This is a genomic window from Rhodococcus sp. BH5 (assembly GCF_027583855.1).
GTDB lineage: Bacteria > Actinomycetota > Actinomycetes > Mycobacteriales > Mycobacteriaceae > Rhodococcus_F > Rhodococcus_F qingshengii.
This window is the reverse complement of record NZ_JAJHVW010000006.1, coordinates 268,527-279,518: the sequence shown is the minus strand read 5'-3', so window position 1 is coordinate 279,518 and position 10,992 is coordinate 268,527. Positions and strand designations below refer to the sequence as shown.

Annotated in this window: 12 protein-coding genes; 1 reads left to right on the top strand and 11 read right to left on the bottom strand. The window is 59.9% G+C overall.

Annotation, left to right across the window (positions count from 1 at the left end):
- Window positions 1-20: 20 nt before the first annotated feature.
- The 10 genes from RhoBH5_RS17810 to RhoBH5_RS17765 form a co-directional block, all read right to left on the bottom strand.
- On the bottom strand, window positions 21-1,016 hold the full coding sequence (locus tag RhoBH5_RS17810) for a dihydroxyacetone kinase subunit DhaK (protein ID WP_042448479.1): 996 nt from the start codon (window positions 1,014-1,016) through the stop codon (window positions 21-23).
- Entirely contained in the window at window positions 1,013-1,447 is a 435-nt protein-coding gene (locus RhoBH5_RS17805; RefSeq protein ID WP_042448482.1) for a hypothetical protein, read from the bottom strand. The genes RhoBH5_RS17810 and RhoBH5_RS17805 overlap by 4 nt, the downstream gene beginning before the upstream one ends.
- Window positions 1,447-1,803 (bottom strand): hypothetical protein, encoded by a 357-nt coding sequence (locus RhoBH5_RS17800; protein ID WP_007732768.1) that lies wholly within the window; start codon window positions 1,801-1,803, stop codon window positions 1,447-1,449. The genes RhoBH5_RS17805 and RhoBH5_RS17800 overlap by 1 nt, the downstream gene beginning before the upstream one ends.
- 58 nt (window positions 1,804-1,861) lie before the next feature.
- Complete coding sequence (locus RhoBH5_RS17795; protein ID WP_042448488.1) at window positions 1,862-2,782, bottom strand: 3-keto-5-aminohexanoate cleavage protein; 921 nt, start codon at window positions 2,780-2,782, stop codon at window positions 1,862-1,864.
- On the bottom strand, window positions 2,772-3,536 hold the full coding sequence (locus RhoBH5_RS17790; protein ID WP_042448491.1) for an SDR family NAD(P)-dependent oxidoreductase: 765 nt from the start codon (window positions 3,534-3,536) through the stop codon (window positions 2,772-2,774). Before RhoBH5_RS17790 ends, RhoBH5_RS17795 begins: the two co-directional genes overlap by 11 nt.
- 2 nt (window positions 3,537-3,538) lie before the next feature.
- Window positions 3,539-4,081, bottom strand: coding sequence for a VOC family protein (locus tag RhoBH5_RS17785; RefSeq protein ID WP_042448493.1), 543 nt, complete (start codon window positions 4,079-4,081; stop codon window positions 3,539-3,541).
- Between the two features lie 137 nt (window positions 4,082-4,218).
- Window positions 4,219-5,598, bottom strand: a complete 1,380-nt coding sequence (locus tag RhoBH5_RS17780; protein WP_007732774.1) for an MFS transporter — start codon at window positions 5,596-5,598, stop codon at window positions 4,219-4,221.
- Window positions 5,599-5,803: 205 nt separating this feature from the next.
- A complete protein-coding gene (locus RhoBH5_RS17775; RefSeq protein WP_065351429.1) occupies window positions 5,804-7,324 on the bottom strand; it encodes an AMP-binding protein in 1,521 nt (506 codons plus the stop codon).
- A gap of 73 nt (window positions 7,325-7,397) precedes the next feature.
- Window positions 7,398-8,519, bottom strand: coding sequence for a DUF5938 domain-containing protein (locus tag RhoBH5_RS17770; RefSeq protein ID WP_270008610.1), 1,122 nt, complete (start codon window positions 8,517-8,519; stop codon window positions 7,398-7,400).
- A gap of 55 nt (window positions 8,520-8,574) precedes the next feature.
- Window positions 8,575-9,378 carry an SDR family NAD(P)-dependent oxidoreductase gene (locus RhoBH5_RS17765; protein WP_007732778.1) on the bottom strand — a complete coding sequence of 268 codons (804 nt, stop codon included), beginning with the start codon at window positions 9,376-9,378 and terminating at the stop codon, window positions 8,575-8,577.
- Window positions 9,379-9,685: 307 nt separating this feature from the next.
- Here RhoBH5_RS17765 and RhoBH5_RS17760 point away from each other — a divergent pair, with 307 nt between their 5' ends.
- Entirely contained in the window at window positions 9,686-10,288 is a 603-nt protein-coding gene (locus tag RhoBH5_RS17760) for a TetR/AcrR family transcriptional regulator (protein ID WP_442972468.1), read from the top strand.
- On the opposite strand, the gene RhoBH5_RS17755 is transcribed toward RhoBH5_RS17760, so the two are convergent.
- Window positions 10,289-10,882 carry a TetR/AcrR family transcriptional regulator gene (locus RhoBH5_RS17755; protein ID WP_003940428.1) on the bottom strand — a complete coding sequence of 198 codons (594 nt, stop codon included), beginning with the start codon at window positions 10,880-10,882 and terminating at the stop codon, window positions 10,289-10,291.
- Window positions 10,883-10,992: the final 110 nt, after the last annotated feature.

Genomic DNA, 10,992 nt, shown 5'->3' with positions numbered 1-10,992 from the left:
TTCAGTAGTGCATATTCGAGTTACCAAGCGAGTGCGGGAGTGCGTACCGTTGCATCCCAGAGATCCAGAAACTCCTCGGTCGAACGGAGAAGGGTGATAGAGAGCCCGTGCATATCCAATGCAGTGACGAAAGAACCTGCAATCACACGATCCAAACCGATACCGGCATCCTCGAGGAAAGACTTTAATTCTGCAGTGGCAATGGATAATTCGAGTCCATGGGTTGCCCCTAGCCCATTCACTATCGCTATCACACCGTCCCCGCGCTCAACCCCGACAGCATCGAGGATCGGCTCCGACAACTGCGCCACGAGTTCGGCGGCAGGAACCGTCGGACGCGTCTCACGTCCACGCTCGCCATGGATTCCGATGCCGAACTCCATCTCCCCCGGCGCCAGTTCGAAGGACGGACGATCCTGTCCGGGAGCCGTGCACGAGCGGAAAGCTGCACCCAACGTCGCCGACGCCGCCACCACCCGGCGCCCCAGGTCAGCGATCTCGGAAAGCGCCCAGTGCCGTTCCGCGGCCGCCCCACAAATCTTCTCCACGGCAATTACCGCAGCGGTACCACGACGTCCAGGTCCACCCTCGTCTGCAGTCGTCGTCGCGAGGTCGTCGTCGACCATCACGATCTCCACTTGCCGCTCAGTTCCGAGTAACTCGGCCGCGATCGAGAAATTCAGTTTGTCTCCGGTGTAGTTCTTCACGATGAGAAGTGCACCCCGTCCGGTCTCGACAGCATTGACCGCAGCGCGGATCTGAAAGGCTGTGGGACTGGCGAAGACCGACCCAGGAACTGCGGCGTCCAACATGCCGGATCCGACGAACTCCGCGTGTAACGGCTCATGCCCGGCCCCGCCACCTGAGACCAACACAACTTTGTCTCGGGCGACACCCGCGCGAGTCACAAACAACGGATCTCGGTGGTAGGAGAGCATTTCCGGGTGCAGGATCTGAAGTCCTTCGAGCGCTTCGCGGACTACATCCTCGGGCCGGTTGACCACATGGCCGATCATGACGAACTCTCGGACGCCGACATTGGGCCGACAGGGAAGCGAACCGCAAACGCACTCACACACGTGCGAACGTTGTCACCGACCCGTATCCCAGCCTCCGCTGCAGGCTCGTTGACATACGAAACAGTTCCGTTGTGCCACATATCCATTCCATTGCTGATCTCGGCAGAGTCGTGACTGACCGCTACGCCGGCAAGTCCCGAATCTCCCATGCGGACGATTCCGATGATCCCCGCGTTGTCCTTGCCGATTCCGGCATCGTTCAGCACCGCCAACGCACAGCCCGTCGCAATCGCCATCCGCCCTGACTCTTGACCGCCGTTGGATGCCGCAACGACGATGCGGTCGCGGTCCGACCGTTCGATCTGCGACATACTGTCCATGACGACAATCTGTCTACCGTTCTCCACACCGACAATGTTCCGAAACATCAGTCGACGCTCCTCTCTATCAGTGCCAGCACTTCTTCGGAAACGCGGCTGCCCACACGCACACCCGCTGCGACTGCAGTCGGATTGGCATACGTCACGATGCCGCACTCCCACACGTCGTTGCCATCTCCAATACGCGAACTCTCGTGTCCGACTGCAATGCCGACGATCTTCTGGGCGTCGATCGCAGCCAAACCTGCGATTCCGGCCTTGTTCTTCCCTATGCCGGCGTCATTGCACACCACAACACGAACCCCGAACCCGACGGCGTACTCTCCAGCACTCGTCCCTCCGTGTGATCCGGTCACGATCACATCACCGGCCTGAGCCGAGGAAGCAAACGCAATCGAATCCATGATCCACACTCTCGTTCCGTTAGAGGAATGAACCAAAGTAGGTTCGGCACCTTCGGTTTCAACTACTCGCATGGACATCCACCCCTAGAATTCGACGTGCCTGATCAGGAGTTGCGGGTTCACGCCCGTACCGCCGAGCGATCGAAACAACTTCGGCGACCAGATCAGGTGTGGAGGGGTATCCCAGTTCTTCGTAGTGGTAGTCACCGGCACCGATTGCTACATGGCCCCCGCGCTTGATCGACTCCTCCGCTGCTGCAAGAACATTGCCTCGGTAGGCCGAGACGATCCACTCCACTGAAAGATCAGCCGGCAGGAGGTCCAGTTGCGCACGTAGCCCTGCTGCTGTCGCCGGATGTGCAGCCGGAAACTCGTCACCACCGAGAATGAAAGCGATCACCAATGGTGACGACGGATTCCGCACCCTTGCGTGGGCGAAGATCGCGCGCGTCCAACTCACGTTGAATGACGTCTGATACGGCACCAGACCCAATTCACTAGCGCGCGAGAGTAATTCGATCTGTGTTCGAGTGTCGTTGACGAAGACCCTGGAATCGGTTGCGAACAAGCCTGTCGTCGCATCGATCAAGTCCATCGCCGCACAGCCCATGTCGACGACCAAGAAGTCCGAACGTCGTTTCGGATCACTTTGGTTCGGGGCAAGATTCGACAGCCGCTCGTCTATCGTGTAGCCGGGAACATTGGCCATCGACGGCGCAAGCAGCAGATTCGATACCGCCCGAACCCGCTCGACGATCTCTCCGTAGGTCGCCGCCGAGTGATCCACGCCGCCGTCCACGGCTCGACCGTGAAAATGCATCAACGACGCCCCCGCACCCTCACAAGCGAGGGCAGTGTCGGCTATTTCGCTGGGCGTCCACGGAATGTGGGGATTGGGTGCGCGCATGGTGTTCTCGTTGACGTGCACTCCGATGATTACCGGTTTCTCCGTTGTACTGGACGTTGCCTCAAGAGTCATGTCGCTCCTTCGGAAGATTCCAACCGGCTGTCATCGACTGACCTCCGTCGACTGTCCACGTCTGACCCGTCACGAAACCGGCGCCGGGACCAGCGACAAAGGTCACGACTTCGGCAATCTCAGCCGGCTCCGCGTAACGGCTCAACGGGATCGATTGCAAGATGGCGCTCTGCATTTCAGGGCTCTGGGCCCGACTTGCAAGCGGTGTCCGCGTCGAACCCGGTGCAACACAATTGACTCGGATCCCCTCGCCGGCGAGCTCGATCGCGAGTTGTGTGGTCAACGCGACCACGCCACCTTTCGATGCGGAATACGCAGCACGGTCTACGCTGCCGCGTAGGCCGGAAACCGAGGCAATTGTCACCACGGATCCGCCGCCATCTGCGGCGAGCAGATCCACGAACTCCCTGACCACCGCAAACGTGGAAACGAGGTTCAGCTCGAGGGTTCGCCTGAATCGATCGGGTGTGGTGTGCCGGATCGGCGCGTTGTCCGCGGTTCCCGCCGAGGTCACAACCGTGTCGACACGACCGAACAGCTCTTCGGCGACGTCGCGAAGCCGTCGGATGTCTCCCTCATCGGTGACATCCACTCGAACGCCGACCGTCCGTGTATCTGGTTCTGGCGCAGTGTCTCCGGATGTATGCGACAGGTCGGCAGAGATGACATGCCAACCCAAGTCGGCGAATCGTTTGCACGTTGCCAGGCCGATCCCGGATGCGCCACCAGTGACGATCGCTACCTTCCTACTCACGACTACAGCACCTTCCTCATGTCGCGAATGGGATTCGACCCGTCCCACTCCTTCGATGCAGCCTCGACTGCGCGAAACAGATCGCCCTTCCTTCCGCTGACCTCCGAGACTTCGATGACTGTTCCCGGATACGGGCCGTCCTCGTAGTAAACGAATCGCTCATCCGGTGCGCCACTACCGGATCTACCACTCTGCAATTCGACGAGCCCTCGGTTCTTGGATTCCTCCACATATCGATCGAAATCCGTTGTCCAGTAGGCAACATGTTGAAGTCCTTCGAGCCCTCGATCGGCGAACTCGCGAAATGCCGACGGCTCATCGTTGTGTTGTTGAATCAGCTCGATCTGCGCGCTTCCGCTGTGCGCGAGCGCCACACTGAATCGAGGCGCACTCGACTTGCCACGGAAGACGAAGTCGTTCAACGGTTGGTCCTCCACGAAGAAGAAGGGGCCAACGCCGACAACGTCGATCCAATGCTTCAGCGCGCTGTCGATGTCGTTGACCACAAAACCCAATTGGCGCAAAGGCCCGAAGTATCTACTCACGAAGTCCTCGTTTGTTCGTTGCCGACGAAACCACGGTCGACGACTGTGATCCTGATAAGTGATGATGTCCTGCGCATGCTCGCCTGAAGAATGAAGAATTCCCGTTGATCGGGAATCTTCCGGGGCCGAGACTCGGCTCAAGCCTGTTCAGGTGCAACTAAGGTTCCGGCGTCGCGCTCCGCCCGGTAATCCAGTGTCAGTTGGTCGTTGGCCTTGTCGGCCTTTCTGGTGATCACCTTGAGCAGCAGCACGATCAATGCTGCCGTCGCCAGCACCGCGGAGTACACCCCGATTGCCGGTGTGAAACTGTTGGTCGCGTCCTTGATCCAGCCGGTGACCTGTGGACCGAAATAGCCTCCGAGGTTACCCATTCCGTTGATGACACCGAAACCTGCCGCCAAGGCAGCGCCGGTAAGGAAGCTCGAAGGCATGGTGATGAAGATGCTCATCGAACTGTAGAGACCGATCCCGGCGATGCAGAATCCGAAGATAGCGACAACCGGTGTGGTGAAGAACAGCGCAGCAATAGCAAATCCGAGTGCTGCGACCGATGCGGCGATGGCGAAGTGCACGGGGCGCTCTCCGGCGCGGTCCGAATGGCGCGTCCACCAGATCATCGGTCCGATCGCAATCAGTGCAGGTAGTGCGGCAACCCATCCGATCTGATTGGTGCTCATCCCGAATTGCGCGTAAATCTGCGGCATCCAAATCTGGAAACCGTTGAGGCTGAAGGTGAAACAAATGAACACGGAGATCAACACCAGTACTCGTGGGTGCACGAGTCCCTGGAGGAAGCTGTGCTTACCGACGACCGCTTCGCGCTCTTGCGCCTCGGACTCGAGCGTATCGGTGAGCCAACCGCGTTCTTCCTCGGAGAGGAACTCCGCCTCCGAAGGCTTGTCCCGCAGAACCTTGTAGATCACAAACGCCATGACCACAGCGGGGACGCCGGTGAGAATGAAAACCCATCGCCATCCGGAAAGCCCGAGAAAGCCGTCGATAGCCATCAGGTGTGTGGTGATCGGAGTACCCAGGCCGGAGATACAGATGAAGGTCACGATCCACGCCATTGCTTTGCCTCGATCCCGATTCGGGAACCACTTCGAGACGAAGAACAGCATGCCGGGCGAAAAGCCGGCTTCGGCAATACCCAACAGGAATCGTGCTGCCACCAATCCGCTGGCACCCTGAACGAACGCGGTTCCGATGGTGACCACGCCCCACGTGATCATGATTCGTGTGATCCAGCGCCGCGCACCGACCTTTGTGAGGATGTAGTTGCTCGGGGGTTCGCAGATCGTGTAACTCCAGAAATAGATTCCGGCCGCAAACCCGAACATCGAGGCCGATATTCCGAGTTCTTTGTTCATCGTCAATGCTGCAACGCCGATGTTCAATCGGTCGAGATACAGGACGATGTATGCCAATCCGATGACCGGCATGAAGCGGAGCATGACCTTCCGGACGGTCCTGGCCGGAAGGGGAAGTTGCTCGGTGACTGTTCTTTCGTGACGCATGATTCACCTCGTACTCATTCGAACACATCATTGTGATGGCTGACACAGAGACGATGCGGGTCGCGATTCGAACTTCACAGACACGATTCCCGATGATCGGTACTCGATTCGTGAGCAATCGACCAGCCGGGGTGACAAGAAAGCGGAGTGCCTGTCGGTTTCGACAGGCACTCCGTGCGGTGAAACATAGGCGTCCCGAGGGTATTCAGCCAGTCAGCTCGCTCTTGATCTCGTTCTTGAGAACTTTGCCGACCTTGGAGCGAGGTAGATCGTCCCAGACGATGACTTGCTTCGGAGTCTTCACACTTCCGATGCGAGCCTTCACGAAAGCCATCACCTCGGCGCCGTCGATGTCGGCGCCGAGGTGCGGTTGCACCACTGCCACAACGCGTTCGCCCCACTTGTCGTCCGGCAACCCGATCACTCCGCAGTCCTGAATCCCCGGATACGCCATGAGTGCCTGCTCCACCTCGACCGAATAGACGTTGAAACCGCCGGTGATGATCATGTCCTTCGCACGGTCGACGATGAACAGGAAATTGTCCTCGTCCAGGTACCCGATATCGCCGGTGTGATGCCAGCCGTGGGCTGACGCTTCCGCGGTTGCGTCGGGGTTCTTGTAATAACCCGCCATCACCAACGAACTGCGAATCACCACCTCACCACGCTCGCCACGTCCGAGCAGCGCGCCTTTGTCGTCCATGATCCCCACGGTCACCAGCGGCGACGGTCGACCCGCCGACGAAAGTCGTGACGTTGCGACAGTGCCGTCCGAGCCGAAGTGCTCCTTCGGTGACATCGTCGAGATCATCATGGGGGCTTCACTCTGCCCGAACAGCTGAGCCATGACCGGGCCGATCTTGTCGATCGCCTCCGCGAGTCTGGTCGGGGAGATCGGCGCCGCTCCGTACCAGAAGCATTGCAGCGAGCTGAGATCCGTGGCCGACAGGGCCTCGTGCTCGAGCAGCATGTAGATGAGCGTCGGCGGCAGGAATGTGTGAGTCACCTTGTGCTTCTGAATGTTCGCGAGGAAGTACCCGAGGTCGGGCTTCGGCATGATCACTACTTCGCCGCCGAGGGCCATGATCGGGAAGCACAGAACACCGGCGGCGTGAGTCAACGGTGCCAGCGCCAGATACACCGGGCGCCCCTCGAACGGATAACTCATCAAAGTGATTGCGGTCATCGTCTCGATGTTGTGCCCGGTCAACATCACTCCCTTTGGCCGTCCAGTTGTACCACCGGTGCCGACCAGCATGGTGACGTCGTCGGGCGCCGCGGCGTCGAGTTCTTCTTCCCCGAGCCAGCTTTCGAGGGACTGTGCCGAGTCCCATTCGCCGTCGATGCAGACGAGCGTCACCAACTGGGGAAGCGCATCCTTGATCTGGTCGACTAGCGGCGCATAGGACTTCTGGAAGAACAGAGCGCGACAATCGAACAAATCCAACAGGTCTCGGTTTTCCGCAGCTTCGTTGCGAGGGTTGATCGGGCACCAGACGCCGCCGGCCCGGCTTATTCCGAATACGCACGAGAACGAGATCGGATCATTGCCGGACAGAATCGCGACCTTTTCGCCCGGCGCGATGCCCGAAGCCGCGAGCGAAGCTGCGAAGCGTCGGCTGAACTGTTGCACCTCGCCGTAGGAGAGAGTGCGCTCCCCCATCGTCAAACACGGTGCGGTGGAACCAAGAGAGGCTCCCTTGTCGAGATAGTCGGTCAAACGCATGGGGAGCCTCCAGGGCGGGGCTCCCGGCGCGCTACACGCCGGGAGCCGTGAACATGATGACGAGGGCGACGAGTTAGGCGTTGATGGTTACTTCCGGCTCCAGAGCCAGCCCGAAACTACGTAGCGCGCCGAGCAGTTCGCGATGGCCGAACGCCTGGCAAGCCGAGGCAAGCCCGGTCCGCTTCGGCGCCTGCTGGAGCAGAGAATGCGCTGCATAGGCGTGCAGGAGGCCCGTCTGCTTGTAGTTACAGTTTCCGTGGATCACGACGTGCGAGCGACCCAGCGGGCCCGACGCGTAGACGGAGTCGAGTGAGGTGTTGATGCGCGGATTCTCACGAGGGGGCATACCGGCCTGAACCGATCCGGCGATCTCGGCCAAGGCGGCTTCCTGCTCGTCGGCGGGCAGGGTCTTGATCTGCTCCTCCACGATCTTCTGCGTCGCGACAACGCCTTCCATCACGGTGCGGTCGAACACTCCGCCCGCAGCCTTGACGTTGGAAACTCGCGGATCGTTCTTGAACCACACCGGGTGGCATGTTCCGCCCCACGGCAATGCAAGCGCAGTTTCGTGCTGGCCCGGAACGACGACGTCGAAAGTCTGGCCGGGCGCCCACTGCACGTACTTGTTCTGCTCGAGGTAGTACCAGTTTGCCTTGAGGATGGTGAAGATCGTCTGAGTGGACGCGTAGGTGGGAAATCCCTTCCACAGCACGAGGATGTCGAGCGTATCGAGGCCCGGCGTTTCCAGTGCGATATTGGCCGCGATCTCACCGGTGGTGTACATCTGCGCGATACCGGGCGAGAGAAGCAGGCCCTTCTCCTGATACTTGTCGCTGAACTTCTCCTGGACGTCGAGTACCCAGTCCTGCTCACCGGTGGTATCCATGTAGTGGCAACCGGCATTCAACGCAGCTTCGACGACGGTCCCGCCGAGCTTGATGAACGGCCCGACCATGTTGCTGACAACCTTTGCACCGGTGAACAATTCGGTGAGAGCCTCGACCGTGTGCTCGACCTCGACGACCTCGTGATCGACGGTGTCCAAACCAGGGATCTTGTCGAGGACCTCTTGGATGCGAGCGGCGTCGCGGCCGGCTGCGATGAACGGGATGTTGAACTCGCGCAGGTATTCACACACCAGACGGCCGGTGTACCCGGAGACGCCGTAAACGATGACGGGCTTCTTTTCGGACATGTTCGTGGAACCTTTCGAAGACGTGAGAAGGGTGTACGTACGAATGAAGGGCGAGTTACATGCCCATGCCACCGTCGACCGGTAGGCCGATTCCGGTGATGAATCGCGCGGCGTCGGAGGACAAGAACACAACGGCGTCAGCCATGTCGTTCACTTCACCGAGGCGGCCGAGCGGGGTGAGGCCGATGACGTCTCCGACTGCTGCTTCGGCGCTGGGCCAGAGACCGAGCTTCTCCATGTCCGCCGCGAGTCCGAGACCCATCTCCGTGGCGACAAGACCCGGGTAGATGCAGTTGACGCGGACTCCGTAGCCGAGCTTGCCCGACTCGGCGGCGGCAACTCTGGTGAAGCGATCGACCGCGGACTTGGTCGCGGAGTATCCACTGATCCCGGGAAACGGAATGGTTGCGGCCACTGAAGAGATGTTGATGACGGAACCGCCGGTTCCGGCTACGCCACCCGGACGCATGCTGCGCAGTCCGTGTTTGGTTCCGAGCGCTGTTCCGAGGATGTTGACCTCACACATACGGCGGATGTCGTTCGGATCGAGGTCGACCACCAGCGAGGAAATCTCGATGCCTGCGTTGTTGACGAGGATGTCGAAGCCGCCGAGAGTCTCCGCGGTGGCGGCGACTGCCTCTTCCCAGTTGGCATCGTCGGTGACGTCCAGCTTTACGAAGCCGGTTTTGACTCCGCCCGAACCAACAGCCTCTGCGGTGGCACGACCCTCGTCTTCGAGAACGTCGCCGATCATCACTGACGCCCCCGCCTTCGCCAACGCCTCAGCCATTCCGGCTCCGAGCCCCTTGGCACCACCTGTGACCAGTGCTTTTCGTCCCTCGAGATCAAACACGCTCATTTTCGACTGCCTCCATGACTGAAACGACTCTCGCGATGCCACCGTTCACAGCGACGCTGCCAAGTGGTGTGAGTCACAGAGTATTCAACTTTGGACGAGTGTCAAGAGAAATCTTGACGACTGTCAAGATTTTGTTACACGTTCGTCAAAGACCAGGGGTTACACTGATTCGGACGCGGTGATCGTGCCGCTGTGGAAACCGCAGGGAACAGGACGTGCCATCGTGACCACGACAGTCGAGAAGCCTAGTGAGGCAGGGAAAAAGGCGGTTCCTGTCTCTTCGGAGAAGCGGTCCAACGCAGACAAGGTGTCGCGTCGCCAGGTCGACAAATTCTCCGAGCGACGTGATCAACTCGCCGAGGCCGCACTGCAAACCCTGGCCGAATTGGGCTACGCACGCACGAGCCTGCGCGAAATCGCCCAGAATTCGGAGTTCTCCCACGGCGTCCTGCACTACTACTTCAGCGACAAGGTCGATCTCATCACCCACTGCGTGCGCCACTACAAGGCACGCTGCGTAACCCGCTACGACGGCATCGTCGCCACCGCGAAGACACCGGAGGAACTGAAAACCGGTTTCGGCACACTGCTCGCCGAGACCATGATCGAAGAACCCACGATGCACCGCCTCTGGTACGACCTGCGCGCGCAGTCGATGTTCGAGGAGTCGTTCCGAGCCGACGTCGCCGCGATCGACGAGAGTCTCGAAAACATGATCTGGCGCATTGTTTCTCGCTACGCCGAGCTTCTCGACGTAGAGGCATCGGTCACCTCGGCGGCGATGTACGCAATCTTCGACGGCCTGTTCCAGCAGAGCCTGCTGCGCCATCTGTCCGGCGATCAGACTGCCGCAAACTATCTTTCGGTGAGCGTCCAGCAGATGCTGCCTCTGGTAGTGCCCACTCCCTGATCAGCGAGCAGCGATGCCTTCCGCGACGTACCTGGCTCCGCGATCGAATTCTCCGACCACGTCGTAATCGGCGTCTTGCCGCCAGAAGCGGACCAACGCTCCGTACGTACCACCGATCATCTGTGCGAGAAAGAGCGGCGGGTAGTCCGATCTCACTTCGCCGGCTTCGATACCGGCAGTGACGATCCGCAGAAGTTCCACGTGGAACCGATGATCGTGGGCCGCCCCCGCTCCGGAGGAGGCGAAGTCGCGCTCGAGTTCTGCAGTCACCATGCGCAGATAGCGCGGGTGCATGATCGCTTGCTGCGCAAAGTCCTGAAAAATCCGGGAGATCCGATCAGAAGTCGGCATCGGCGATTCCATGAGCTGATCCACCAGTGCCGCAAGCTGATCGAGATGATCACTGTGCAACGCCTCGAGAACCGAGTCCTTGCCCTGGAAGTAATTGAAGAAGGTGGCTCGCGACACCTCGGCTCGCTCGGCGATGTCGTCGACGGTCGTGCTGGCGAAACCCTGCGCCGAGAACAGAATTCGAGCAGCCGAGAGCAACCTGTCGTTGGTGTCGCGCTTGTTCTGTTCTCGTTTGGAAATCACGTCGACCTGCCCTTCTCCGCCTCAGAACACAGTCTTCGCCACAGTCCGGAATGTGTCCAATGTCCGTCCCGTCAGGTGACGCACCTCCGCCTCCGATAGGTGGACTACAG

Excerpts from the sequence above, each read along its gene's own strand:
- RhoBH5_RS17810 (WP_042448479.1), bottom strand. The coding sequence starts at position 1,016 with ATGATCGGCCATGTGGTCAACCGGCCCGAGGATGTAGTCCGCGAAGCG.
- RhoBH5_RS17780 (WP_007732774.1), bottom strand. The coding sequence starts at position 5,598 with ATGCGTCACGAAAGAACAGTCACCGAGCAACTTCCCCTTCCGGCCAGG.
- RhoBH5_RS17795 (WP_042448488.1), bottom strand. The coding sequence starts at position 2,782 with ATGACTCTTGAGGCAACGTCCAGTACAACGGAGAAACCGGTAATCATC.
- RhoBH5_RS17770 (WP_270008610.1), bottom strand. The coding sequence starts at position 8,519 with ATGTCCGAAAAGAAGCCCGTCATCGTTTACGGCGTCTCCGGGTACACC.
- RhoBH5_RS17775 (WP_065351429.1), bottom strand. The coding sequence starts at position 7,324 with ATGCGTTTGACCGACTATCTCGACAAGGGAGCCTCTCTTGGTTCCACC.
- RhoBH5_RS17800 (WP_007732768.1), bottom strand. The coding sequence starts at position 1,803 with ATGGATTCGATTGCGTTTGCTTCCTCGGCTCAGGCCGGTGATGTGATC.
- RhoBH5_RS17805 (WP_042448482.1), bottom strand. The coding sequence starts at position 1,447 with ATGTTTCGGAACATTGTCGGTGTGGAGAACGGTAGACAGATTGTCGTC.
- RhoBH5_RS17765 (WP_007732778.1), bottom strand. The coding sequence starts at position 9,378 with ATGAGCGTGTTTGATCTCGAGGGACGAAAAGCACTGGTCACAGGTGGT.